This window comes from Methanobrevibacter arboriphilus (genome assembly GCF_019669925.1).
In the GTDB taxonomy this organism is placed as follows: Archaea; Methanobacteriota; Methanobacteria; order Methanobacteriales; family Methanobacteriaceae; genus Methanobinarius; species Methanobinarius arboriphilus_A.
This window is the reverse complement of sequence record NZ_AP019779.1, coordinates 99,005-125,590: the sequence shown is the minus strand read 5'-3', so window position 1 is coordinate 125,590 and position 26,586 is coordinate 99,005. Positions and strand designations below refer to the sequence as shown.

General features: G+C 24.9%; 24 protein-coding genes. 10 read left to right on the top strand and 14 right to left on the bottom strand.

Annotation, left to right across the window (positions count from 1 at the left end; translation table 11 throughout):
* Positions 1 to 33: 33 nt before the first annotated feature.
* Positions 34 to 1,269 (bottom strand): hypothetical protein, encoded by a 1,236-nt coding sequence (locus tag MarbSA_RS00570; RefSeq protein ID WP_221061621.1) that lies wholly within the window; start codon positions 1,267 to 1,269, stop codon positions 34 to 36.
* Between the two features lie 418 nt (positions 1,270 to 1,687).
* On the opposite strand from MarbSA_RS00570, the gene MarbSA_RS00565 reads away from it, so the two are divergent.
* Positions 1,688 to 2,542, top strand: a complete 855-nt coding sequence (locus tag MarbSA_RS00565) for a TatD family hydrolase (RefSeq protein WP_042703825.1) — start codon at positions 1,688 to 1,690, stop codon at positions 2,540 to 2,542.
* 42 nt (positions 2,543 to 2,584) lie between these two features.
* Here the strand turns inward: MarbSA_RS00565 and MarbSA_RS00560 are convergent, their stop codons facing one another.
* Positions 2,585 to 3,076 (bottom strand): S24/S26 family peptidase, encoded by a 492-nt coding sequence (locus MarbSA_RS00560; RefSeq protein WP_221061620.1) that lies wholly within the window; start codon positions 3,074 to 3,076, stop codon positions 2,585 to 2,587.
* 1 nt (position 3,077) lies between these two features.
* Between MarbSA_RS00560 and MarbSA_RS00555 the strand changes: the two genes are divergently transcribed.
* Complete coding sequence (locus tag MarbSA_RS00555) at positions 3,078 to 3,284, top strand: hypothetical protein (protein WP_054835321.1); 207 nt, start codon at positions 3,078 to 3,080, stop codon at positions 3,282 to 3,284.
* Between the two features lie 502 nt (positions 3,285 to 3,786).
* Here the strand turns inward: MarbSA_RS00555 and aroD are convergent.
* Entirely contained in the window at positions 3,787 to 4,497 is a 711-nt protein-coding gene (gene aroD / locus MarbSA_RS00550) for a type I 3-dehydroquinate dehydratase (RefSeq protein ID WP_221061619.1), read from the bottom strand.
* 469 nt (positions 4,498 to 4,966) lie between these two features.
* On the opposite strand from aroD, the gene MarbSA_RS00545 reads away from it, so the two are divergent.
* The 4 genes from MarbSA_RS00545 (at position 4,967) to MarbSA_RS00530 (ending at position 8,239) form a co-directional block, all read left to right on the top strand.
* Positions 4,967 to 5,689: a hypothetical protein gene (locus MarbSA_RS00545; RefSeq protein ID WP_054835210.1), complete on the top strand. Its 723-nt coding sequence runs from the start codon at positions 4,967 to 4,969 to the stop codon at positions 5,687 to 5,689.
* Between the two features lie 124 nt (positions 5,690 to 5,813).
* A complete protein-coding gene (sucD, locus tag MarbSA_RS00540) occupies positions 5,814 to 6,671 on the top strand; it encodes a succinate--CoA ligase subunit alpha (protein ID WP_082398020.1) in 858 nt (285 codons plus the stop codon).
* Between the two features lie 19 nt (positions 6,672 to 6,690).
* Positions 6,691 to 7,899 carry a hydroxymethylglutaryl-CoA reductase (NADPH) gene (gene hmgA, locus MarbSA_RS00535; protein ID WP_054835208.1) on the top strand — a complete coding sequence of 403 codons (1,209 nt, stop codon included), beginning with the start codon at positions 6,691 to 6,693 and terminating at the stop codon, positions 7,897 to 7,899.
* A gap of 22 nt (positions 7,900 to 7,921) precedes the next feature.
* A complete protein-coding gene (locus MarbSA_RS00530; RefSeq protein ID WP_244987877.1) occupies positions 7,922 to 8,239 on the top strand; it encodes a hypothetical protein in 318 nt (105 codons plus the stop codon).
* An 87-nt stretch (positions 8,240 to 8,326) separates the two neighbouring features.
* Here MarbSA_RS00530 and MarbSA_RS00525 read toward each other — a convergent pair whose 3' ends face one another.
* Entirely contained in the window at positions 8,327 to 9,916 is a 1,590-nt protein-coding gene (locus tag MarbSA_RS00525) for a replication factor C large subunit (protein WP_221061618.1), read from the bottom strand.
* Between the two features lie 151 nt (positions 9,917 to 10,067).
* The gene (locus MarbSA_RS00520; RefSeq protein ID WP_054835206.1) at positions 10,068 to 11,015 is read right to left on the bottom strand and encodes a replication factor C small subunit; all 948 of its coding nucleotides are present in this window, start codon (positions 11,013 to 11,015) and stop codon (positions 10,068 to 10,070) included.
* Positions 11,016 to 11,638: 623 nt separating this feature from the next.
* Between MarbSA_RS00520 and MarbSA_RS00515 the strand changes: the two genes are divergently transcribed.
* From MarbSA_RS00515 to MarbSA_RS00505, 3 genes are all read left to right on the top strand, one after another.
* A complete protein-coding gene (locus MarbSA_RS00515) occupies positions 11,639 to 12,055 on the top strand; it encodes a pentapeptide repeat-containing protein (protein ID WP_052332193.1) in 417 nt (138 codons plus the stop codon).
* A gap of 177 nt (positions 12,056 to 12,232) precedes the next feature.
* On the top strand, positions 12,233 to 13,162 hold the full coding sequence (locus MarbSA_RS00510; RefSeq protein ID WP_221061617.1) for a hypothetical protein: 930 nt from the start codon (positions 12,233 to 12,235) through the stop codon (positions 13,160 to 13,162).
* A gap of 472 nt (positions 13,163 to 13,634) precedes the next feature.
* A complete protein-coding gene (locus MarbSA_RS00505) occupies positions 13,635 to 14,594 on the top strand; it encodes a zinc metalloprotease HtpX (RefSeq protein WP_155930753.1) in 960 nt (319 codons plus the stop codon).
* A gap of 200 nt (positions 14,595 to 14,794) precedes the next feature.
* Here the strand turns inward: MarbSA_RS00505 and MarbSA_RS00500 are convergent, their stop codons facing one another.
* The 9 genes from MarbSA_RS00500 to MarbSA_RS00460 form a co-directional block, all read right to left on the bottom strand.
* On the bottom strand, positions 14,795 to 15,172 hold the full coding sequence (locus MarbSA_RS00500) for a zinc-ribbon domain-containing protein (RefSeq protein WP_082398065.1): 378 nt from the start codon (positions 15,170 to 15,172) through the stop codon (positions 14,795 to 14,797).
* 168 nt (positions 15,173 to 15,340) lie between these two features.
* On the bottom strand, positions 15,341 to 15,772 hold the full coding sequence (locus tag MarbSA_RS00495; protein ID WP_221061616.1) for an ACT domain-containing protein: 432 nt from the start codon (positions 15,770 to 15,772) through the stop codon (positions 15,341 to 15,343).
* 109 nt (positions 15,773 to 15,881) lie between these two features.
* A complete protein-coding gene (locus tag MarbSA_RS00490; RefSeq protein WP_221061615.1) occupies positions 15,882 to 17,183 on the bottom strand; it encodes a phenylacetate--CoA ligase family protein in 1,302 nt (433 codons plus the stop codon).
* Positions 17,184 to 17,573: 390 nt separating this feature from the next.
* Entirely contained in the window at positions 17,574 to 18,317 is a 744-nt protein-coding gene (locus tag MarbSA_RS00485) for a sugar phosphate isomerase/epimerase family protein (protein WP_054835950.1), read from the bottom strand.
* 408 nt (positions 18,318 to 18,725) lie between these two features.
* On the bottom strand, positions 18,726 to 19,286 hold the full coding sequence (locus MarbSA_RS00480; RefSeq protein ID WP_054835953.1) for an FmdE family protein: 561 nt from the start codon (positions 19,284 to 19,286) through the stop codon (positions 18,726 to 18,728).
* A 206-nt stretch (positions 19,287 to 19,492) separates the two neighbouring features.
* On the bottom strand, positions 19,493 to 19,828 hold the full coding sequence (locus MarbSA_RS00475; protein WP_054835736.1) for a DUF2149 domain-containing protein: 336 nt from the start codon (positions 19,826 to 19,828) through the stop codon (positions 19,493 to 19,495).
* Positions 19,829 to 19,881: 53 nt separating this feature from the next.
* The gene (locus tag MarbSA_RS00470) at positions 19,882 to 20,538 is read right to left on the bottom strand and encodes a MotA/TolQ/ExbB proton channel family protein (RefSeq protein WP_042703804.1); all 657 of its coding nucleotides are present in this window, start codon (positions 20,536 to 20,538) and stop codon (positions 19,882 to 19,884) included.
* 235 nt (positions 20,539 to 20,773) lie between these two features.
* The gene (locus tag MarbSA_RS00465; protein WP_221061614.1) at positions 20,774 to 21,484 is read right to left on the bottom strand and encodes a DUF2162 domain-containing protein; all 711 of its coding nucleotides are present in this window, start codon (positions 21,482 to 21,484) and stop codon (positions 20,774 to 20,776) included.
* Between the two features lie 711 nt (positions 21,485 to 22,195).
* Complete coding sequence (locus tag MarbSA_RS00460; RefSeq protein ID WP_197272574.1) at positions 22,196 to 23,950, bottom strand: right-handed parallel beta-helix repeat-containing protein; 1,755 nt, start codon at positions 23,948 to 23,950, stop codon at positions 22,196 to 22,198.
* 913 nt (positions 23,951 to 24,863) lie between these two features.
* Here MarbSA_RS00460 and MarbSA_RS00455 point away from each other — a divergent pair.
* Positions 24,864 to 26,468, top strand: a complete 1,605-nt coding sequence (locus tag MarbSA_RS00455; RefSeq protein WP_221061613.1) for a right-handed parallel beta-helix repeat-containing protein — start codon at positions 24,864 to 24,866, stop codon at positions 26,466 to 26,468.
* The last annotated feature ends 118 nt before the right edge of the window (positions 26,469 to 26,586 follow it).

The window sequence follows — 26,586 nt, the reverse complement described above, 5'->3', positions numbered from 1 at the left end:
TTTTTAAATATATGTTTTTAAAATTATTATATGTTACAATTTTAAATCAAAAATCCATTTTAAATTCTTTTTTTCTTTCCAATATTCAGGATCTTCTTGAAAACGTTCAAAAATATGTTTCCAATAATTTCCTTTATTTATATCCCAATAAACCCCATAGTCTTCAGAATTAGTAACTTTCTCATAAATCTCATCTAATATACTTTCATCAAACTCAAATCCAAATAAATTTGGATCTTGTTTCTCAGCAAGAACCCCTAACATAGATTTACAGCATTTAACACACTTACTACAATTTTTTCCTGAAATGCTTTCCCAACAAACTTTTATATAAACATTCTTATCATTTTCATTTACATAGTCTAGTATTTTTCCAATTTTTTCTTGTCTTGTAAAATCAAATCCATCATGGATAACTTTACAATTAGAAAATTTAAAATAATTATCAATTATTGGTGAAGATCCACAAGGAATAACTTCTACACCTCTCTCTTCTAAATCCCTTGTAGAATGTGATGAAGCTATTAATATATTTCCTATTTGATTTTTATAAGCATAAATAACACCATGACTTATTATACTTATTCCATGCTGAAGACCATGCCACCAATTGTCATTAATAGCTATAATTTCCCCATTAAGTTTTTTAATATTCAACAATTCCTTAAAATCAGATTTAATAAAAACCTTTTCTAAATCAAATTCCTTGGAAAATTGATTAATTATGTCTGATAAATTTTTCCAACCTTCAGTTTCATCAATAGGCATATCAGAACCCCAAATACTAGTTAAAACTGGTTTTTTATCAATATTATTAATAACAGTGAATGTTGAATCAACTCCTCCACTGAAAAATGACATATATTTATCTTCCATGAAAATTCTATCATAATCAACAATTTTTTTAACAATTAACCTACCTTTAAATTCAATTTTAGGAAACATTAAAGAAAAATTTTCTTTAATTGTTTTAATTGATTCAAAAAAAGTTTTGTCTAACTCATCTATGACTATTGTAGCATCCATAATCCAACTAACAGGTAAAACATTGGATAAAATAGGTATTATTGATATTCCTTCAGGAACTGAAGATAAATCATCTTTCACATTTATATGATCAATAAAGCTATCTTTTTTAAGAAAATATTTATCTAAATCATGAGTTGTGGAAATATTATAAAAAAAGCCATTATTTTTAAAGATGGGCTTATCAATTGCAATGATTTTTCTGTTAAATGCTTTATCAAAATAATATCTAAAAAAATTCATAAAATCTCCCCCTGATAAAAAAATATGAATCCCGTCTAAAAAGATAGTTTTTTAGATTAAATCAAATATGATTCACAAATAATTTTATATAGTTTTAAATAACTAAAACTTAACAAAAATATATTTAATAACTATATTATAAGTTTTACTATTAATAATACTACGAAGTAGTAATTTTAAATGTTATTATGTTGTTATAAATTAGTATAAATTATTAAATATAACTATATTTATTAATATAATTACTATTAAAAATAATCTAAAATTAAAATTTTTGAAATTTAAGATATCATAATCCTTGAAAACATTAATAGAACGATAATAGATAAACAATAAATAATATGCAGATAATATATAAATGATAAGTAAATAATAGGTAGATAATATATAAATAATAAATAAGTAATAGGTAGATAATATGAAAGCTAATCCATTAGAAATTCCAATAACCGACAATCATATCCATGTAGATCCTATTAATGGCATTGGTCCTGTAAAAGTAGCTAAACAATTTTATAATGTGGGTGGAAGAGTTATGATAATACCTAACAAACCTTCATGGACTTTTGGAGAGCCATTTAAGTTTAAAAAATCTATGGATTTAGTTATTAGCTATGCAAAAGACATTAGTGAAAATACAGAAGTTAAAGCATTCCCCATCGTTGGTGTTCATCCTGCTGAAATTTCAAGGCTTGTTGAAAGTGGAAAATCTTTAGAAGATAGTTTTGAAATGGTTAAGAAAGCATTAGAATATGGAAAAAAATTAATTTTAGAAAAAAAAGCTGTTGGAATTGGTGAGATAGGCAGACCTCATTATGAAGTATCAGAAGAAGAAATGGAATATCAAAATAAAGTTCTTAAATATGGATTAGAATTAGCTAAAGATATTGATTGTCCTGTACAATTACATACAGAATCAGCTAGTGAAAAAGAATTTAAAGAGTTTGCATCATTTGCAGATGAAATCAATTTCAATAAGAAAAAATTAATAAAACATTTTTCAGGACCTTATATAAAAAAAGATGAAAATTTTGGTCTTACACCTTCGGTTATGTCAGGAAAAGATAATATTAAAATAGCTATATCCAAAGGAAACAATTTTTTAATGGAAACTGATTATCTTGATGATCTAACTCGTCCTGGAGCAGTACTAGGTCCAAAAACCGTTCCAAAAAGAACTCTTGATTTTATAAATAAAGAAATATTCACAGAAAAAGATGCTTTTAAAATACATAAAGATAATATAGAAAGTATTTATTCTATTGAAGTTTAATAAGTATTAAAACTTAAAATAAGATAAAAAGCAATATTAAAACTAAACATTGAATATTCTAGCTACTCCCACAACATTAGAAGCATTAGTCCATTTTTCAAGAGCTATCATTTCCACATAAGACCCATTTACAATGGCAGTGACAGTATCATTATTATCACTTGATAAAAAGATTCTATCCCCACTAATATTTCCTAAACGTTTTATAAGAAGAGTTTCTTCAGGATCTTTAACAACAATAATATCTCCAACTTTAGGATTTTTTGTTTTTTGAATTATAACATTCTCTCCATCCTGCAATGTAGGAACCATTGAAACTCCATCAACAGTAACTTGCATAGGCATTTGATTTTCACCAAACTGAGAATTAATATTAATTTCTATATCTTTAAACCCATAGTTTTCAGCTATTTCTGTTATTCCTGCTCTTAGTGTACTTGCATTACTATCAATATTATTCATCTGATAGTATGTATAATTTTCCAAATCAGCATTCATACTACCTAAATCTTTTCCAAATGGAGAAGAAATCACATTGACAGTTGCATTTTGCCCATCTAAATTAACATCAATAATTGCTGTATCAGCAAAAACTGAAGAGGTTATACCAATTCCTGCACAAATAATTAAGATTAAAGCTATAGTAATCAGTATTATTTTATTTTTCTTTATAAAAATACCTCCGATAATTATTATCGTTGAATTTTTTCATTATGACTATTTCAAATATTATCATTATTAATATTATTTAATATGATTAATAACTAATATTAATAATATCACCAATATTACTAACATTATCAATATTACTAATATCACCAATATTACTAACATTATCAATATTACTGTATATAACGAGATAATAGTATATTAATTATTCATAATGATATAATTTTTTATAGTAATAATAAGATGAATAAATCATTTAAGAATAAAAAATTTAATAAAAATATAAATAAAATTTCAGAAAATATTACACAAAATATTATAATCAAAATAATCTTTTTAAAAAAGATTAAAAAGATTTAAAAATTAGCTAAAATAGTTAAAAATAGTTAAAAAATAAGTAAAAATAGATAAAAAAATTAAAAATAGCTAAAAATAAATAATAAATTAAAAATAGGTAAAAAATAGCTAAAAATAGATAAGAAATTAAAAATAGCTAAGAATAGATAAGAAATTAAAAATAGCTAAGAATAGATAAGAAATTAAAAAAATTTAAAAAATTTAAAGAGTTAAAAAAGCTAAATATCATCTAAAAGATCATCATGATCCATTAGATCCATGTTTATTAGTAGTTTCATAGTTTCAATATCAATCTGACCAGGAGCTGTCACATCTCCACCAGTAGCAAATGTAAAAGGTGCATTGAATTTAGAGGCCATAACTCGAGTATAACTTCCTATTTCACCCATAGATATAGCTATTGTATTATCACAATGAGACATTATAGCTAAAACATTTATAGTATCCTCTAAATTTCTTGGCATAACAGCAATTTTAGCTACATCACCTAATTCTTTTTCTTCATTTACAATTTTAAGTAAATAATCAACTGAAGGTGTTTTTTCAAAATCATGAAAAGATATGATAGTTTTAACATTAGCTTCTCTACATTTATCAATAAGAAAATTTCGAAGACAAGGATCAGTTTGAAGTTCTATATCAATATACTCAACATTTTCTAAATCACAACAATTTTTAAGAATATTTATCCTTTCTTTTTCACTACCTAAAAAGAATCCTCCTTCCTTTTTAGAACGATTAGTTGCTATAACTGGAAAATTAATAGACTCAATAATATTTTTAACCATATCAGAATTAACATTAGCTATACCATCAATCCTAAGTTCAAGAAGATCAGCCCCTTTTTTAACAAAATCTTGAGCAGTATTAATTATATCTTCTTCTTTTTCTTGTAGAATAGGAATAGCTATTTTAGTCTGTGAAATCAATATTCTTCCTCTTTGATTAAATTATCTATGAAATCATTCTTAATTTTAATATAAATTAATTATAATAGTAAACAATAGTAGTATGAATTAATTAGTAGTATGAATTATGTTTCTAATATAGATTAATTGTAATATTAATTAATAATCGTATGAATTATTTATAATATAAATTAATGTAATATAAAATTATATTTTATAAAATTATATTTTTTAAAGTAATGTTTTGTAAAGATATGTTTTGTATTTACTCTTAATTAACTTTACTGTTTTTTTACTGTTTTTTAAAAATAATTAATATAACAAATAAAATTCAAAAAGAATAGATAAAACCTACAATAATATAAATAAGAATTAATAAATAATAATTATCATAAACATTAATAATTAAATTATTAAGTATATAATTAAACATATAAAGAATTAATAAATTAAAAATTATAGAATAAATTAAAAATTACTAGGTGTTAAATTGAAAATAACAGCTATTGGAGCAGATATCTCTAAAAATGATGTTTCTTGTAGTTATTCATTGATTAATGATATAGAAAATGATATCCATAAGTTGATTGAAGCAGGAGCACATAGTGCTGCTTTAACAAACATCACAGGTGATGATATAGTAATATCTGCTTTTGTAGAAGATAATCTACTAGAAAAAATAAATCAAGGGATCGTAAATATTCTAAGAAAGAATGCTGAAGATATTGGTGATGTGGCTGGAATATCTGATAATCCAGAAACTGCAGGAGAAGGAATTTCTTATGGAGAAGCAAATATTAGGCAGGATAGATATCCTGATGCAATTATAGTTGCATTTGATACTTATGGAGGAGAATCATTCGTAGAAGATGTAGCTAACTCTTGTATTGATGCAGCTACTGGTATGTCTGGTCTTACTGACATATGTGATAAAATAGGTGGTCAAAAGAAAATTCCGGGAGTAGGTTATGTATCAAGTGAAACTGATGATCCTATTGTTGTAGCTAGTGTTGAAAATATTGAATCTGTTGGAGTAATTGCAGGAGCTATGATTGGTGCAGCTTGTGGAAATAAAAATACTTATCTTGTTGAAAGAGGAACTCCTTGTAATGTTATTCCAGGAAGTGTGATTTTTTCAGTTTCTGCTTTTATGAATGGTAATGTTATTGATTTATCAATTCCTTTTCAAGAAAGGTCTAGAATTTTAAAATAATCAAAAACAACACTTGATTATTAAATATTATTATTATTAAATTTATTAAATATTATTATTAAATATAACTGAGATATTAAATAAATCATTATAAAATATATTATAAAATAAAATGAGGGTAAAAATGATCTTATTAAATGAAGATACAAGATGTTTAGTTCAAGGAATTACAGGAAAACAAGGATCGTTCCATACAGAGCAAATGCTTCAATATAATACAAATATTGTAGCCGGCGTAACTCCTGGAAAAGGAGGGCAACAATTTCAAAATGTACCTATATTTGATTCTATCGAAGCAGCTAAAGAAGAAACAAATGTCAATGCTTCAATAATATTTGTTCCAGCTCCTTTTGCAAAAGATGCAGCTTTTGAATCAATAAAGCATTTAGATCTTGTAGTTATTATCACAGAACATATACCAGTCCATGATTCAATGGAAATAATGGCTTATGGGAAAAATAAAGATGTTACTGTTATTGGACCTAATACACCAGGAATAATATCTCCAAAAGTTGGAAAGATGGGGATTATGCCAACTCATATATTTTCAGAAGGAAATGTAGGAGTTATATCTAGAAGTGGAACTTTAACCTATGAAGTAGCTAGTCAACTTACCAGAGAAGGAATTGGTCAAAGTACATGTATTGGAATTGGAGGAGATCCTGTAATTGGAACAAACTACTCTACAATACTGCAAAAATTTGAAGATGATCCAGAAACAGAAAAAATTGTGATGATTGGAGAAATTGGAGGAAATGCTGAGGAAAAAGCTGCAGAATATATTGACAAAAACATCTCAAAACCAGTTGTCTCATATATTGCAGGTATAACTGCACCTCCAGGTAAAAGAATGGGACATGCCGGAGCTATAATTGAAGGAAATAGTGGAACTGCAGAAAGTAAAATGAGAGCTCTTAAAAAAGCAGGTGTAAGTGTAGCTAAAAAGCCTTCAGACATCGTTGAATTAATTAAAACAATCTGACGAAACAGGAGCTTTCTTTATGGATAAAAAAGATATAATCCAAAAACTTAAAAATGGTGAAATGAAATTATATGAAGTTGATAAATATTCATCTTCTACTGAACAAGCTATTGATATAAGAAGAGAGTTTATTGAAGAAACCACCAATACAAAACTCAATACAATATCTAATTACACTCTTGATATGGAATCAGCTTCTAAAAAAAATATTGAAAACCCCATTGGAACAATACAAATCCCAATTGGAGTTGCAGGACCATTAAGAATCAATGGAGAATACACAGAAAATAAAGATTTTTATGTTCCACTTGCAACATCTGAAGGAGCTCTTGTAGCATCAGTTAACAGAGGATGTTCTACAATAACAGAAGCAGGAGGAGTGAATGCTAGAGTTATTGATGATAAAATGACAAGAGCACCTGTGATTAAAGCAAAATCTGGAGTTCAAGCCATTGAAATTAAAAAATGGTTTGAAGACAACTTCCAAAAACTAAAAAAAATAGCGGAAAGTACCACAAACCATGGAAAACTTTTAAAAATTGACCCAATACTTGTTGTGGGAAATTACATTTACCCTCGTTTTGTTTACTCTACTGGAGATAGTATGGGAATGAACATGGTTACAATAGCTACAGAAAAAGTTTTAGAACTTTTATTAAATGAAACAGATGCTCAATTAATCGCACTAAGTGGTAATGCATGTGTTGATAAAAAACCATCTTCCATCAATTTAGTTGAAGGTAGAGGTAAAACTGTGATTGCAGATATAATTATCCCAGAAGAGATAGTTAAAAATAAACTCAAAACTACAGCAGAAGCAATAGTAGAAGTTAACACAGCTAAAAATCTAATTGGATCAGCTATTAGTGGAAGTATGGGATTTAATGCACACTTTGCAAATATGATTGGAGCGATATTTTTAGCTACAGGTCAAGATATAGCTCATGTAGTTGAAGGATCATTAGGAATAACCACAGCAGAAGATAGAGATGGAGATTTATACTTTTCTGTAACCATGCCTGATTTACCAATAGCTACAATTGGTGGTGGAACAAGCCTTAAAACAGCAAATGAATCATTGGAAATTTTAGGTGTAGCTGGATCTGGAAATGTTAAAAAGTTTGCAGAAATAGTGATAGCTACCGTTTTAGCTGGAGAATTATCTTTAATGGGTGCATTAGCTGCAGGACATCTAGCTAGAGCTCACAAAGAATTAGGAAGAGCTTAATAAATTTTAGAAGGTTTTAACTATGGATTTAAAAGAAGTAGATAATCCAAATAAACTAGATAATAAATTAAATGATAAATTATACAATAAGTTAGATAATATAAAAAAAATTGATGACATGACTAATTTTGATGATTTAGAACAAGAACTGCTTGGTCTAGAATATCCAGAAATAGAACTTGAAACTGATGATATTAAACTAATATTAACACTAAAAAAAGACTATTCCAAAATTAAAGATCTTGAAAATAGAAAAAAAGAATTTATTAAAGATATAAATGACTTTATTGATGAATTTATAGCTACTCCTGAATTTGAAGAATTAATGGAATATTACTAGTTATATCAAAAAATAAAAAATATAAGAATATAAGAATATATAAATAAAAAGATTAATTCTAAAAATAAACAAAAAAAATAATATATATTAAAAATTAAATAAAGATTTTTGAGCAGAATCTTTTTTGATTTCTTTATCTTTTTTAATATTATTCTCTTTATCATCATCTGTTTTAGTAGTTTCTTCTTCTTTTTTGGATTTATTTTTATTTATCCTGTCTTTTTTTGAAGAATTTAACTCTTCTTTATTTTCTTTTGTTTTTTCAGTTTCTAATTTTAAATTAGATTCTTTATTTTTTATATTAGGCTCTAAATTAGATGTAAATAATGATTCTTCCTGATTTAATGAGTTATTGTTCAATTTAATATTTTTTTCTTTAGCTAAATCATCCTGATTTTGTTTTTCTTTTCTTTTATCTAATTCTTCTTGTCTTTCTTTTTCTTTTCTTTTAATAACAGACTTTGGAATTTTTCTTTTCCTGAATCTTTTTATTTCATCTTCATCAAAATCAAAGAATGTGGAAATATCATAAGCTACATCATCATTTTCAAACATTATTTCAAGATAAGGAAACATTGAAATAGCCACACTATTAGAAACATGAATTTTTTCAGCCATTTTCTCTGCAATTCCATCTCTAAGAGCTCTTTTACCTTTAGTCCTTCCCATTAGAGAGAATGCCATTGCACCAGTAAGCCTTGTGAATTTTTTATAAGTATCATCTTTAGATAATGCAACACCAACCCCCATAAATTCACTAGCATATCTCCAATAAGTATAATTTCTAGTTTGCCTAGCTCTTCCAAAGTATAAATCAGCTTCACTAACCATTTCATAAGCTTTTTTAATTTCTTTAGGTTTTTCATATTCTCTAGGAATATTTTCAGCAATATACTCTAATACTAAAGTTGGATCCTCATCTAATCTAAGAGAATTCTTTACTTTATCAATACTTTTACTTTTTAAAACTCTTCTAACACTATCAAAAATATTATTAGTATTGTCTTTTTGAGAAACAAGCTCTAAGTCAGACATCTCAAGTTTTTTAGTTTCTTCAGCTATAACTTGAAGAGTGTTTAAAGCTGATCTCATATCACCATTAGAACCTTTAGCTAAAGCACGTACAGCTTCAGGGTCTGCTTCAATTCCTTCTTTTACACATATTCTTTTGAGTAATGCATTTATAGAATTAGTATGGACTTTTCCTATCTTAATGACTTTACATTTTGGTTTTATACTAGTCAATCTTTTACTATAAAAGTCATTAGCTGTCATAACAATAGGATGGATACTTTCTTTAATTATTTTACCAATAGCTCTAGTTCCACCTCTATCATCAGTTCCATGAATACCATCGACTTCATCTAATATAATAAGTTTATACTCATTATCATTAGTAAAAAATGATTTGGTAGTTGCTGATTGACCTACAGTATTCATGATTATGTCATAGGAACGTTTATCACTCGCATTAAGCTCAATAAAGTCTGAAAATTCACGAGCTATTACATGAGCAATGGTTGTTTTCCCAGTTCCAGCTGGTCCAACAAGTAATAAGCATGGCTGAGGATTACCTTCTTTCCACTCTTTAACCCATGCTTCAATTTCTTTTTTCTGTTTACCGTTTCCAATAATTTCATCAAAATTTTTTGGTCGGTATTTTTCTGTCCAACGCATATTACTTACCTATATATAATAAATAGCTAATCTAATGTTAAATAGTTAATATAATGCTAAATAGCTATGATTACAACTAAATACAATTCTAAATAGCTATAATACTAAAATATAATAATTTAATACATTAAATATTTTATAATAAATGTAATTATAAAAATTTAGTTAAAAGTGCTTCTAATTGAATCCTCGGGTTTGCACCTTCCCTAATTCTAAAGTCAGAATCAGCAATAGCTTCAATCAAAGGAATATACACTTCTCCATCCATTTTCCCTTCCATTGCTCTTTTAGTAACATCTTGGTAAATCTGATTTACCATATCTTCTCCACTAGTTCCTTGTAAAACCATTGTTTCACGAAGTAAGTCTCTCGCGCCCATGAAATCACCAGTAAGAGCTTTAGTAACCATATCACTAATATCTTTTGGCCTTGCCTTTGAAACAACCTCATATATTCTATCTTCTGTTATTGTACCTTCACCAGATGCTGCAGCTTGAAGGAGATTAATTGCTTTACGTAGGTCTCCTTCAGCAAAGTAAACTATAGTTTCAATAGAATTTGATTCATAGTCTAGATTTTCTTGATTAGCTATGTATTCTAATCTATCTGCAACATCTTGACCTTTAATTGGAGCAAATCTAAATATAGCACATCTTGATTGAATAGGGTCAATAATCTTAGAAGAGTAATTACATGAGAGTATAAATGAAGCAGTTTTAGTATACATCTCCATCTCACGACGCAATGCATGTTGAGCATCTTTAGTCATGTTATCAACTTCATCTAAGAAAATTATCCTAAATGGAGCTCCAACAGGCTTCAAACGGCAAAAATTCTTAATATTAGTACGAACAGTTTCAATACCTCTTGCATCTGAAGCATTTAATTCTAAAAAGTTTTGACGCCAATATTCACCTAAAATAGATTTAACTAGAGCAAGGGCAGTTGTTGTTTTTCCAACTCCTGCAGGACCTGTAAACATTAAGTTTGGCATTCCTTCTTCATTTACATAATTTTTTAATCGCTCAATAATGTGTTTTTGCCCTACAACATCTTCTAAAGTTTGTGGTCTGTATTTTTCTACCCAAGGTCCTTTCATTATATCACCAATTAACTAATAAATATAATTAAGTTAAAATTTCATTTAATTATAAACATTCATTAAAAATAAATCATTAGTTCTGATATTATTATCATCCACTGCTAATAATACTAATAATATAATAAATAACTATCTTTTATAATTATACTATATACTATAAGATTTATAAACAATATTTTAACTATTTCTATATTTCATAATATTATTTTATCTACTACTATTATTTTATCATAACTTTATATAATAACACTTATATTATTATTTTTTATAATATTATTTCTTTATATTATTATTTCTTTATATTATTATTTTATAAAATATTATTTTTGTTAGTAGATGAAAAATATTCTAAATAATAAAAATAATAATGATTTAAATGAATTTAATAGTCATATAAATATCTTTATTTTTGTTATATTTATTTATTATCATTATGAATTTTTTATTTAAAATATAAAAAAATTTTCATTGAAATATAAATAATTTTTATAAAAACTTTTTATAAAAGAATTTTTATTCTATTATTGACATATATTATTAATATATAATAACAACTAATTTAATTAAATATATGTTAATTACACTCTTTATGGAATTTTAAATCTATTAGGAGGAAAATTATGAAGGATTATAGAAAAGCTAATCTAGTAGGGTCTGATTTAAGAAAAATGGATTTTAATAATGTTGATTTCAGACGTGCTAATTTAAGCAATGCTAACTTATCAAAAATTAATATAAAAAATTGTGATTTTACATGTGCTAATCTTAAAGGTGCAAATTTGCAGGGGTCTGATCTAAAAGGTGTTAATTTTCGTGGCGCAGATATGAGTTACTGCAACCTTAAAAATGTGAATCTTGATGGGGCAGATTTATCTGGAGCTAAACTGTATAATGCTAAATTAGATGGTTCAAGCTTAAACAAAACATATATTAGAGGAACAGATATTAGAGGAGTAAACTTCGATGATGTCGATACAAAAAATGCCATTATAAAACTTGTATATGATGGAAGTTATAAAAGAACAAGAAGTTTATAGTATATTAAATAGTTAATGATTAATTTTTAGAAATTTTATTTAATTAATAATCGATAATTAACTAAAAACTAATATTTAATTAATAATCAACCTTTACTAATAACTAATATATAAACTATCAAATAATAGTTAAAATATTTAAAATAATCAAAAATATTCATAAAATGGATTGATAATATGTTTGGGAGATTTAAAAAGAAAGAAAAAATATCTGATGAAAATTTGATTGAATTAGATATTGAAGAACCTGTTGATTGTCTTTGTGATTTTACATACAATTTTTATTGGAATCATAAAGGAGAAAAAATGGGTTTAACCGATAAAATCCCCAACAATGATTATACTTTCCAAGACCTTGTTGAACATTTGAAAAAAGGAAATTCCATAAAAATAAATGGAGATGTAGGTCATAGACTTTGTTCAAGTATGGGTGTTGATTTAGCATACTTTGGTGGAACTGGATCTGCAATTCCAGTTGGAGATGTATTTATAAATGGTAATGTAGCTAGTAGAATGGGAATAAGTATTAGAAAAGGAAACATTTATGTTAATGGAAATATTAAAGATCCAATTGGAAATTTAGTTGAAGTTAAGTCTGATATTAAAGGATATAGAAAATTCATTTCAGTTACAGAACTATTAATGGATGAACCTAAAAATATTAAATTAATAGGTGCAGATATCTCTGGTAAAAAGCTTGAGATTAGTGATGGGTTAATAAGAGATACTTTAGGTGCTAGATTAGATAAAGATTTTGAAATTATCTTAGATGGAGATGCTGATCTTTCAACAGGAATTTTAATGAAAAATGGAGTTGTTAGGATTAATGGGAATGCTGGGAACAATACAGCTGCTCTTTTAAATGGAGGGACTGTTATAATAAATGGAAATTGTGATGATTTTACAGCAGTTGAAATGAAAAAGGGCATTGTTATTGTTAATGGAGATGCTGGAAAATTTTTAGGCCCTAAAAAAGTTTCTGGAAAAATATATAGTAAAGAAGGAAGTCCAATACATCCCATAAAAAAACAAAAATTAGACAGTACAGATAAGAAGATTCTACAAGAATATAAATTTAATCCAAACGGGTTTTTTAAATTTGATTAAATAAAGTGAAATTATCATGAATTTAATCTTAAAAGATAATTTTTTTTAAGTATATCTTAATATCTCTATATAAAATTAAAATAACAATTTGTAATAATAACAAAATTTATATAGATAAAAATACATATTAATATCGATATTTTAATATTTTTATATTTAATGTAATGAATATTTCAATAATATGAAATATTTTAATAGTATGTACTATCTTAATAGTATTCTAATACTATAAAATATTTTAATTAGTACAGTATCATTAATTAATAAAATTATCATTAATCAATAAAATAATTAATAAAAATAATTAATATTAATAATTAATATTAATAACTAATATAATATTACTAATTAATATAATATTGCTAATTAATATAATATTAATAATTAATAAATGCTAATTTTAGTAAAAGCATTTATAATTAATAAATATTAAGAGTCAATAATTTAATTTGATAAAAAAGGTATTTAAATGATTGTAAGGACATGGAAACTAAAATTAAGATTGAGTCTTGCTGTAATGTTATTATTCGGATTAATATTTGCTATTGTGATATTAGCAGCTACTTTATTAGGATATGGTGGAAATTACACACTATTCGTAATATTAGGATTAGGAATAATATTTATACAATACCTAATAGGACCTTCAATGGTTGAAAAAGCAATGGGAGTAAAATATGTTACAGAACAACAAGCTCCAGAATTACACCAAATGGTTAGTGAATTAGCTATGAATGCAGGAATTTCAAAACCTAAAATCGGAGTTTCTGAAACAAATATTCCAAATGCATTTGCTTTTGGAAGAACTAAAAAAGATGGAAGAGTTTGTGTTACAAGAGGAATTCTTAATACATTAAACAAGGATGAGCTAAAAGCTGTTCTTGGACATGAATTATCTCATATTAAACATAATGATATGGCTGTTACAACATTAGTAAGTGCAGTTCCACTTATATGTTATTATATTGCCCTATCATTTCTATTTAGTGGAGACAGTAGAAATGGTGGAGGTATTTTAATCGGAGTTTTAGCTATTGCTGCTTATTTCCTAGGACAATTAATTGTTTTATTCATATCAAGAACTAGAGAATATTACGCAGACTTAGGAAGTATTGAAATTGGTGGGAAACCAGATAAATTAGCTTCAGCTTTATATAAACTTGTTTATGGTGCTGCAAAATCTCCTAAAGAAGAAGTTAAAGATATTCAAGGAGTAAAAGCATTCTTTTTAAATGATATATCAAATGCTAGAGATGATATAGAACAATTATCTCAATTAGATTTAAATAGAGATGGTGAAATATCTGAAATTGAGTTAGCTCAATTAAAAAGTAAAAATGTCAATATAAAAACTAGTGATAAAGTTATGGAATTGTTTTCAACCCATCCAAATATGCTAAAAAGAATAGAAAGATTAGCTGAGTATAGCTAATCAATATTTAATTTTTTAATTCTTTAGTTATTTAATTTTTTATTTATTCAATTTTCTAATATTTTCCAATTATTCTTATTATCTTTTATTTTTGTTTTTAATTTTATTTTTTTAAGTACTTATTACTATTAATATATTTATTATTAATATACTTATTATTAATAATTTTTTCTTTAATCTACTTATAATTAAACAGATTACTAGTAAATACCTGCATTAATATCTTTAGCTGTATTATAAGCATCATAGATAGCATATACCCATAAGATTACCGCTATGATAGGTGGAATTATAAGGAAGAATAAAGCTATACATATATATGATACTACTAATAGTATTAATCCTTTAGCAATTTCTCCATTATATATTTGACCTAAACCAATAATCAAGAATGATAAAACAGCTGCTAAGCCAGGACTTTTCTCATCTTTAATTATCACTTTTGTTTGTTCATAAGTACTTTCATTGTTTTTTTCAAAATCATTTACACTTTCAGAATTAACTTTAGTTCCACAATCAGAACAGAAGTCGCTTCCTTCTTCTAATTTTTTCCCACATTCTGGACAATAACTATCCATTTTTTTTCACCTTTTTTATATTTTTATAAAATATAAAGTTAAGATATTATAAAATTAAAAAATAATAATAACTAATATCATTAGATACTAATAACAGTAGCTAATGAGAATAATTGATAATAATTAATAATAATTAACAAATTAATAATAATTAACAATGAGAATTTTTTACAAGTTATAAACTTCTTTAGATGGAACTATATTAACATTATTATTTTCTAAAACATTTATAAGGATATCTAAATCTTTAGATTGAAGTAGTAATATAGCTTTTTCTGTTTTTTCATGAGTAAAAGCGTAAATATATTCCAAATTGATATTATTTTCATTTAATAATTTTAAAACATTAGCAAGTCCTCCAGGAGTATCATCTAACTCAACTCCAACAACATCGATAATTTTTACAATAAAATCATTTTTTTCAAGTATTTTTTTTGCTTTTTCTGGATCATGAACAATAATCCTTAAAATTCCAAAATCAGAAGTATCTGCTAATGATAATGCTCTTATATTTACCCCACCATTAGCTAGAGCATCTAATGCATTCCATAATCTTCCTTCTTTATTTTCTAAAAATATTGATAATTGACTAATCTTCATTATATCCCTCATATTGTTAACTAATTTTCAAACATATCTCCATATAAACTAATTTTCAATTATATCCTCATACCATTATCAAGATAAATTTATTTAATAAAAATATTATTTAATGCAAATCTCTTTTATCTATTACTCTAACAGCTTTTCCTTCACTTCTCGGAATACTTTTAGGTTCAACAAGCGAAACTTTAACTCTTAGACCAATTTCATTTTCAATATAATCCTCAATCTTCTTTTTTATATTAATCATTTCTTTTACTTCATCAAAGAATATATCTGGAGATGCTTCAACCTTAACTTCAATTTCATCCATTAAATGAGGTCTAGTCACAATAATCTGATAATGAGGTTCTATACTGTCAATTTTAAGTAATGCCTTTTCAATTTGAGATGGGAAGATAGCTACACCCTTAACTTTAATCATATCATCAGATCTACCAGTTATTCTATCCATTTTTACAAAAGTCCTAGTACATTCACATTTGTCATAATGAAGAGATGTAATATCTTTTGTTCTAAAACGAATAATAGGCATTCCTTCTCTTTCTAAATTTGTTAAAACTAATTCTCCTTTTTTTCCTTCTTCTAATTGTTTTCCAGTGTTAGGATCTATAATTTCTGGTAAAAAGTAATCTTCAGAAATATGTAATCCATTTTGAGAACTACATTCAACAGCTATTCCTGGTCCCATTAACTCAGTTAGTCCATAAATATTAAATGCTGGAGCATTGAAATCATTTTCAATTTTTTTTCTCATTTCTTCAGTCCACATTTCAGCTCCAAATCCAATAGCTTTTAATCCAACAGATTTTGGATCAATTCCCTCTTCTTTTGCTACTTCAGCAAGATATAAACCATAAGAAGGCGTGAATATCAAGGTAGTAGTTCCAAAATCTTTCATAATTTCAATTTGTCTTCTTGTTTGACCAGTTGAAATTGGAACAACTATTGATCCGATTTTTTGTGCACCATAATGAACTCCAAAACCTCCAGTAAAAAGACCATAACCATGAGTATTTTGAATAATATCCTCCTCATGAATACCCATCATATTAAGACCTCTTGCCATAATTTCACTCCAATCATCAAGGTCTTTTCTTGTATAACCTGAAACAACAGGTTTTCCAGTGGTTCCAGAGGAGCTATGAACTTCCACTATTTCTTTTGGAGGTACTGCAAACATACCAAATGGATAACCCTCTCTAAGATCATCTTTAGTGGTAAAAGGAAGTTTATTAATGTCTTCAAGAGTTTCGATATCTTCAGGAAATACCCCTAATTCGGTATATTTTTTATTATAATATGGTACATTTTCATAAGCTCTTTTAACAATCTTTTGTAGCTTCTTTAGTTGAATTTCTCTTAATTCCTCTCTAGACATACATTCTGCTTCTTTATTCCATATCATATTATTTACCTTTCCGTATTTACCTTACCTTCAAAGATTTTAATAAAATAAATTAATATTAATTAATTAATAATAAGTTTTAATAATATTATAAATATTATAGATATTAAAAATATTACAAGTATTAAAACAATTAAAGCTATTAAAAATATTAAAAATATTAAATAATAAGTATTAATAATTATAATAAAATAATAACTATAATAATTGTAATAACTATGATAAATGTAATAACTATAAAAATATTAATCAATAAACATGATCTTTATAAATAAATATTAGTTTTTATTGTTATTATATGAATAATCTCTATTATATAATTCTTTATTATATGATTCCTATTTTTATATTATATATTGTTAAAAATTAAAAATATCCTATAGATTTAATTTATAATTTTTCTAGATATTCTAAACTCTTTAGAACAGGTTCTTTATCATTTACCTCAATTATATATATACCATCATAATTATTTTTCTCAAAGTTTTCAATCACTGTCTTAAAATCGATTGATCCTTCACCTAAAGCATAGTGCATATCATGATCATGATTATTATCAGATAAATGTACATGTTTAATTGAATCAAAATACATATCATTTTCTAAAAAACCATTAACACCAGCATGACCAACATCAAGAGTCATTCCCATATCCAAATTAATTAACAATTCATTAAGCTCATTAATATCTTTATAAAGGAAACCATCAATATTCGGCATATTTTCAACAGCTATATTAACTCCCAAATCTTTAGCATAATTTTCACAAGTTATAAGTGACTCACGACACTTAACTAAAACTTTATCAATATAATCACGTGCTAAAAAAGGAACAGAACCAGGATGAACAACAATAATATCACTATCAAGACTATTAGCTAAATCTATAGATTTTCCAATTTCATTTATAGAAGCCATTTGAATAGATTTGTTCAAAGAGGCAATATTTAAATCAATAATAGGAGAATGAATCGTATAATGAAAATTAAATGAATTTAATAAATCAACATCAATATTAGAATTTGGATACTCTTGTAATATTTCAACATAATCAATATTCAACTCTTCTAAAAATTTTAAGTTTTCATATAATTCATTATTATTAATAGCTAATGTTGATACTCCTATTTTCATTTTATCACATAAATTATTCTAATTCTACTTGCTATTTATCAGATTTTATATATAATTTTATTTAAAATATATCATAATATAATTTAAATATACTCTAATTATAATAATGTTTAAAAGATTAATATAATTTATTATTTGTAATTTGACTTTAAAGATATCTTATTTTAATAATGTTAATATATAGAAATATCAGAATAATTGTTAATAAAAAAGAATAAAATAATAAATATCAATAAATAGTAACTAAATAAAAATAGACATTATAATAGCTAATAATAGCTAATAATAGCTAATAATAGCTAATAATAGCTAATAATAGCTAATAATAACTAATAATAGTAGCTAAAAAGAATAGCTACTAAAAAATAGGAAAAAACACGATAATTAATGTTTAATAATAATTAATGTTTAGATTATTTCATAATAAGAGCCTTTAAAACAAGACTTACAGATCGGTTTACCATTAACTAATGAATTTTTATTATCTAAAACAACTTCATCACAAATAGAACATCTTTTTTTAATTGTTGGCATACCAGGCAAATTATTTTCATCAAAAAAGACTTTAACATCTTCAATTTTAAATAATTCATTAGTAGGTGTGTTTTTATACCTTTCAATTCTTTCATCTATAGTTTCACCAGTATTAACACTTGAACTTGCATCAACATCAGTTAATCTAATAGCTTCGTCAGTTTCCTTATTATAAAAAGTAACTGCAAATTTTCCATAGTCTATTAGTTTAACAGATTTAGTTCCAGTTGAACCTTGTGTAATAGCTTGAACCGCATCATAAACACAACGATCAATTTCAACAATAGCTATTAATTCAGGATTTTTTTCATTAAATTTGAGATTAAGCTTTTCAATTGCATAAATTGCCATTTTAGTTCCTGTTAAAACTCCACCACATATTTCTCCATGAAAATTTTTAGCTTTTTCTAATTGTTCATCAAAAGTATTATTCATTATATTGCCTCCATATTTGTTTAAAAGAAATATCAAAAATATAATATTAGAAATATAGTATTAGAAATATGATATTAAAAGATAAATATTAAAAATATAATAATAGAAATATATTATTAGAAATATAAAATTAAAACTATAAGTATCAAAAAGATTATATAAAAAATTATATAAAAATCTTAAAATACTTAAAAAATAGTTTCATATTACTCGACCATTATTAATTTTCCCGTGTTTGGATCTTTGTAAACTTTACCCATTTCCACATATCCTTCACCAGAGCTATTAGATGAGTTTATATCATCATCTATTTCTTTCCCTTGTTTTACTTCAGAAACACTTTTTATTTTCTCCATAGTTGATTCTTTTTCTTCAGGAGTCATATCAGCATTAAAAACAACAGATTGCATATTCCATGACATTACAAGAAAAACTAATAAACCTACAGATATCACAAGCATTGCATCAACAAGATTAGTTGTACCTGCCATTGGATCCTCTTCAGTTCTTGAAGACCTCCTATTTCTTTTGGATCTAACCATAAAAATCACGAATAACTTTTATATAATAAATAACTCATAATCTATTGAAAATATTAATTTTGATAATTTTTTTTCATAAAATCAAGTACTGCATCTGAAAGTGCATCTAAATTAGATAAGTAATCATCATACCATCTTTTTCTTATTTTAGATACAAGATAACCTACTGCACCTGCACCAATACCAACAACAGTTGTGTCAAAAGCAACAATAATTGCATTAGCAAGGCCAGTAACATCACCACTACCTAAGGCTGCAAGTCCTGGACCCATAGGAATTAAAGTTCCCATCAAACCTAAAGTTGGACCAATACGAGCCATAATATCAGTTTTTTCAAGAATTTTATCGATTAAATTCTCTTCATTCTCAATTAATTTCCTAGCTAAAGCTTCACGAGATTCTTTAGATAAATCTTCAGAAGATATTAAATCCAATAAATCTTCTTTTTGCTTCTCAGGAATTTCTGAAGAACTAATAGCACTTTTGGCAATTTCAGCATTTTCAGCTAAAGAAATATCATGAATTAAATTTTTCATAACTGAAACTGGAACCTTCTTTCTAGAACTATATTCAGAAATAAGACTACCAATGGTAATAACTGCATAAACAACAAATATTAACAATAGAATAATAACAGGAATCAGCAAACTTTGAGAAATCACATTTAAAGTTGAAGTTAAAATCCCACTTCCAGGAATACTTAAAACCATTTAACCACCTAATAATTTAAAAACACCAAAAACATATTTTTAGTTTTAAATTTATATTTAAATTTATATTTAGAGAATAATCAACTACAGACAACTAATAAAATATAATCAATAGAACGTAAACAACAAGATATAACCAACAAGACATTATTAACAAGATATAACCAACAAGACATTATTAACAAGATATAATCAATAATATATACTTATTTTAAATCATAAATTATTTAGAATATCAATTATTCAAGAAACTATTTTTTTTAGAGAAAAACACTCCAATAATCATTAATATTATTATTACAGGAATTAAGTATACTATAAGGTTTGCATCAACTAAACTAATAGGCTTCATGATTTTTTTGAATCCATCGATTAAGTTTGGAAGCAATAATGCAGCAAGCAAAAAATAAATTCCTAAAAAAAGCATGAAATTTCCAAGAATAATTGGATAAGGTTTTTTAATCAATTTAACAATTATATTTGCAAAGAAATATGATAATATAATTACCAATGCTAAAATTACAGCTATTATAGGACTTAATTCACCAATAGACAATCCCATTATAGGGGCAACAAATATAGCAGTTATAGTGATAGATAAGAAACAACAAGGAGATGGTGCAATTACAGCAAGGGCAGATGTTGTTGAAGTATTACATCTATGAACTTTCCATTCCCTTATAGTTGTTAAACCAGCTAAAATCATTATTATAGACATGACTATAAATATAGGAGTATTATATGATATAACAAAGTTTGTAAATTGACTTGAATAAATCGATGCAATTTGAGTAGTGATATAGATACCAACACCATAAATAGATATAAGCAACAATATCGCTTTCTTTGAAAGGTTAGCCATAGACGAACCTAAACCAATTTTAACACCAAAGACTATGATTGCTGCTATTACACCTGCTTGCCATAAAATATCCATTGGATTCATATTTTTACCTATAATTAAGTTCTTAATTAGATATATTTTAGTCATATATGTTCTAATCAGATATAATTTAATCTAATAATTTCAATAATAATCAAAATTCTTATAAGATTCTTATTCTTAAAATCTTAATTCTCATAAAAATTAATTCATATACAGATTAATTTCTACAATATTCTTATTTATACAATCCATAAATATAAATGTTATCATGACGACATTATTTTTTAAAAAATTAACTTGATTTAAATTATTAATTTATAATTAAAAAAATTTATTTGGATTAAAAAACTTTAAAAATTCTTATAATATTTCAATTTTAGTTATATTATAATAAATTGAATAAATATAAATTTAAAAGAAATAATAATCGATAATAAACAGTATTACCATTAAAAATGAAAATAAAAATATGATATAAAATATATAGAATTATATAGAATTATATAAAATTATATAAAATTATATAAAATTATATAAAATATGATTTAATATTCATCAAATAGTATATAATAATAATCATAATATAATAATTATAAAATAATAATAAATGTAATATCAATAACAAGCAGAAAATAGTAATAAATAGAATATGTAATAAATAAAAGATAGTAAAAAATCATTTAAATATAATTTAATACATATCTCCTATTTATCTTCAAATTTATTTTTCAATATATTCCATACATATATAATATTAGTATTCTAATATTATTATTTGACAACTTTTACAGATTTGGTTTGTGATTTGCCGTTTGTTGTTACTTTTACTTTTTGTGTTCCGGTTTTTGTTGCTTTGACTTTCATTTTTAGGGTTATTGTTTTTTTAACAGGAACTTTTTTGACTGTCCATGTTTGGCTTTTTTTGTTGTATGATGCATAGCTACTTTTACTTACTGCTGCTACTTTTAATCCTTTGGTGGTTGCTATTTTACTATTGAATGTACTGGAGTTATCTAATCCAGTGTTTTTAATTGTGGTTGTTATATAGAAATATTTATTTCTCTTTACTTTACTTGCACTAAATGCATTACTACTAGATACTTTAATATCCTTATCTACAGTTAATGTAGTTTTAGTTCCATTAAGATCAACCCAATTGTTACCTTTATTCAAGTTATCATTATAGGTTGCACTAATTGTATTAGCAAAAGTTCCAGATTTTGAAGGTTTTGCATAGAAAACTAAAATAGCATCATTATCATTAGATAATGAATCAATAGTCCATACACCATTAGAAAAGTTACCTTTAGTTACAATTACAGAATTCGCACTTACTCCACTAGGTAAAATATTGGAGATGGTTATATTACTTCCAGAAGCATTTCCTGTATTAGATACTTTAACAGTGTATTTTACAGTCTGTCCATTTGTTATAGAAGTTTTTTCATAAGAAGAATTTATAGAAATTTTTGCAGGAGTTTGAGAACTATCAGAATAAGTTCCATCAACATTAGAATTAGAAGTTGCAGTATTTGCAGTTACTAAATTATATCCAAAGTTAGGAGAGGTTGATTTTGAAGTGTAAGTGAAATTATTATCAGTTAAAGTTATATTACGGTAGCTACTAGCTAATAAAATACCAATGATTCCATTTTTCATAGTATTATTTTGAATTAAAATATCATATGCTCCATAAACAGTAATAGCACTTAAAGTAGTATTAATTATTGTGTTATTTGCAAATATATGTCCACCAGAATGCATAGTGTAGATACCTTCACTTGCATTGGTTATTGTATTATTAGAAACTATTGTATTTGAACTACTTCCATGCCTTACATCTATTCCATGCCTTCCAACATTAGATATTGTATTATTATTAATTATAGCTGAACCAGAACCAAAATTGATTATACCTGTATCTGCCATATTAGTAACAACATTATTATAAACAGACATTGTAGTTGCACCAGTACTCATTGCTAAAAATACACCCCATGCAGAGTTATTAAGAGTATTATCATGAATACTTATATTATCAGTATTACGTAATGCATAAATTAATGCATTTTTTGAAGTTGCAGAAGAATTATTTAAATAGTCAAATCCAGGCATACTAGTAATGTTTAAACCGTGAATATCACTATTATTAGACCCATTTACAAAATAAAATGCTGCTGCTCTATCAATAGCATATTTAGAAATATCATCTGTGTCCAATGTTGAAGTATCAACTATGGCCTTTATAAGAGCGTTTGAACTAGCAGTTATGTTTATAGTCTTATTAATAATTAAGCCTATATTTTCAAATACTCCATCGTTAAAAAACAAAGTATCTCCATCTGACATTCCATTTATAATATTTTGTATCTCATTATTTGAATTAGTAGAATTTACATCATAAATAGTTGCAGCAGAAGAAGTATTAATGCTTAAAGCTATTCCACCAATAACTAATAAGACAAAAAATATAAAAGCTATGCTTTTATTAGACTCATCTTTACCCTTTAATTTAATATTATCCACATCCTTAATATTATAATAAATATAAATTGTATTTTTATAACTACAAAACAATAATGCATACAATGACATATAATTAATGAATATGAATATAAAATAAACTATTTAATTAAATAGACTTAAATAAACTATTTGATATTAGATAAATTCAATATTATATAAATTTCATATAAGATAAATCTGATATATTTGATATATGATATATTTGATATAAGATAAATCTGATATAAATAGAATATATAACTATAGTTATGTTGAGTATTATAAATACTAAAAATTTTCAAACAATATAAAATAATAAATATATAATAAAATATGAACTGTATTCCATATCATATTTATATATAATTTATTTATATAATTTATAGCCATATATACTAGATTTATCTACATTAATAGTTTTAATAATTAATTCTGAATAAATTTCATCAATTATAATATTAATATAAACAAATTATACAAATATCGTTATGTAATTATATAATAATCGATTTGGCATACATTATATTTAAATATTACTATTACAATATATTTTAAATAAAAGTAATCTTTTAATTATATAATATAAATAATTACAATTAAAGCTAAAAAATAAATGATTATATAAATTACAATCTAATAATATTTAAAAGATACAAAAGAATTAAAATAATAATTTAAAGTAGTAAAAAAAGAATAAAACAGCTTAAAATATTAAAATAAGAGATATTAAATGATATATGTTAATATAAATTAAACGATATGTAGAAATATATTAAAAAATAATTATTCTTTTTGATAAAATAAAAATCAATATATTAGATTAAATTGAATTTTTATGTTTATAAGAAATTAGTATAATGAAAATTAAATAAATATTTCATTATTTTAATTTAAAATAGTTAAAATTTAAAATAATAGAAATTGGACTGTTTAAATGGATAAATTTAAAAAAATAAAAAAAAATAGAATTAAATATCTATGCTTATCGATTTTATTTATAATTTCTATTTTTGTTTTTATCTCTCCTAATTACTCTGCAACTATAAAAATCGAGCATAATGCAACAAATCAAGAAATACAAAGCTTGATTGATTCAGCAAAATCTGGAGATATAATTCAATTTAAAAATTCAACTTACAATGAAATATCATTAATAATAAACAAAAAATTAACTTTGAAAGGAAATGGAACTACAATCATCACAAATAATTCAAAAGGAAATAATGGAAATGCAAACATTGGAGATAATACTTTTGGGTTTTATTTTACAAAAAGTGCTTTAGGTAGCCAATTAATAGGATTTAATATAATTAGTAACTCTGATTATGCTGTAATAGTTAATTCCTCATCACTGACTATGAACTCAAATATCATTAGTGGAGGTCAGAAAGGAGGAGTACTATTCAATAATAGTAAAGATTCTAAAATAAACAATAATAATATATCTAATTCAAAAAGTTATGGAATAAATATTATAAATTCCAAAAATATCAACATTACATCAAGTAATATAAAAAATAATAATGATTCAGGAATATTAATATATAAATCTTTATATGTTTCAATTTTTAATAGCTCAATATTCAATAATCTAAAGCACGGAATTGAATTAATACTTTCAAACAATACAAAAATAATTAAGAATAAAATTGAAAATAATTATGATGGAATATTTCTATCAAACACAAAATTAGCTAATATAACTGATAATTTAATCAATAATAATAAAAGAAACGGAATAAATCTTAATGATAGAACTGAAAAAAGTTATATTGTAAATAATACTATTTCAAAAAATGCTAATGGAATTCAGTTAAATGGTAAATCAGTTAATGATATAATAAAATTTAACCTTATTAAAGAGCAAAAACAAACAGCTGATACAGACGTAGATATGTTTGAAACAGGAAATGGAATTGTAATAGGAGATAATTATGATCCTTCTTCAAGTTTTACTATAGAATATAATTCTATTTTAAATAATGAAAATTTTGGTATTAAAAATAAGCCACAATTTGATGAAGTAAGTGTTGGAGCTAATTATTTTGGAGATAGTGGAAACCATATATGCCCAAGAATACTTGCTTCTATTTTAACAGCAAAACTATCTGCCTCTGGTGAAGTACATCTGTTTGATGGTAAAAAACAAACAGGCTATGTTATTGGTGCTGATCAAAGAATATATTCTGCTAAAAAAACAGGAACACCATCAAAACCTCCATCAAAGCCTCAGAATACAGGTTCTAATAATATTAATACTGGTTCTGGTTCAAATGGTAACTTAAATAATGCCTCCATTCAAAATGGAACTAACAATGCTAAAACACAAAACAATACTAATAACCCTAAAAAAACAAATACAACCACTAACCAGTATTCAGTTGGAGATAGTGGAAAACCATTATTAAGTAAAGCATACGAAGTAATATCTAATCAAATTGCAAAAGCTATGGGAGAAAATTCTATACTTCCTTATTTAATTCTTATTATAATAGCAGGGATATTTGGTTTAGGTTATTTAAAAAAGAGAAAAATATAATGAATAATTAATATAAAATATAATGAATTATTTTATAATCAAAGTTTAGAATAATATAAAAACAATTATCCAAACAAATAATTATCCAATAAATGATTAATAAAAAATTTAAAAAGTT

Bases quoted from the DNA above. Each gene is read 5' to 3' on its own strand.
- sucD (WP_082398020.1), top strand. From the start codon at position 5,814: ATGATCTTATTAAATGAAGATACAAGATGTTTAGTTCAAGGAATTACA.
- MarbSA_RS00570 (WP_221061621.1), bottom strand. From the start codon at position 1,269: ATGAATTTTTTTAGATATTATTTTGATAAAGCATTTAACAGAAAAATC.
- MarbSA_RS00500 (WP_082398065.1), bottom strand. From the start codon at position 15,172: ATGGATAGTTATTGTCCAGAATGTGGGAAAAAATTAGAAGAAGGAAGC.
- MarbSA_RS00530 (WP_244987877.1), top strand. From the start codon at position 7,922: ATGGATTTAAAAGAAGTAGATAATCCAAATAAACTAGATAATAAATTA.
- MarbSA_RS00510 (WP_221061617.1), top strand. From the start codon at position 12,233: ATGTTTGGGAGATTTAAAAAGAAAGAAAAAATATCTGATGAAAATTTG.
- MarbSA_RS00490 (WP_221061615.1), bottom strand. From the start codon at position 17,183: ATGATATGGAATAAAGAAGCAGAATGTATGTCTAGAGAGGAATTAAGA.
- MarbSA_RS00455 (WP_221061613.1), top strand. From the start codon at position 24,864: ATGGATAAATTTAAAAAAATAAAAAAAAATAGAATTAAATATCTATGC.
- MarbSA_RS00515 (WP_052332193.1), top strand. From the start codon at position 11,639: ATGAAGGATTATAGAAAAGCTAATCTAGTAGGGTCTGATTTAAGAAAA.
- MarbSA_RS00565 (WP_042703825.1), top strand. From the start codon at position 1,688: ATGAAAGCTAATCCATTAGAAATTCCAATAACCGACAATCATATCCAT.
- MarbSA_RS00470 (WP_042703804.1), bottom strand. From the start codon at position 20,538: ATGGTTTTAAGTATTCCTGGAAGTGGGATTTTAACTTCAACTTTAAAT.
- MarbSA_RS00475 (WP_054835736.1), bottom strand. From the start codon at position 19,828: ATGGTTAGATCCAAAAGAAATAGGAGGTCTTCAAGAACTGAAGAGGAT.
- MarbSA_RS00480 (WP_054835953.1), bottom strand. From the start codon at position 19,286: ATGAATAATACTTTTGATGAACAATTAGAAAAAGCTAAAAATTTTCAT.
- MarbSA_RS00485 (WP_054835950.1), bottom strand. From the start codon at position 18,317: ATGAAAATAGGAGTATCAACATTAGCTATTAATAATAATGAATTATAT.
- MarbSA_RS00525 (WP_221061618.1), bottom strand. From the start codon at position 9,916: ATGCGTTGGACAGAAAAATACCGACCAAAAAATTTTGATGAAATTATT.
- MarbSA_RS00495 (WP_221061616.1), bottom strand. From the start codon at position 15,772: ATGAAGATTAGTCAATTATCAATATTTTTAGAAAATAAAGAAGGAAGA.
- MarbSA_RS00465 (WP_221061614.1), bottom strand. From the start codon at position 21,484: ATGAATCCAATGGATATTTTATGGCAAGCAGGTGTAATAGCAGCAATC.
- MarbSA_RS00520 (WP_054835206.1), bottom strand. From the start codon at position 11,015: ATGAAAGGACCTTGGGTAGAAAAATACAGACCACAAACTTTAGAAGAT.
- hmgA (WP_054835208.1), top strand. From the start codon at position 6,691: ATGGATAAAAAAGATATAATCCAAAAACTTAAAAATGGTGAAATGAAA.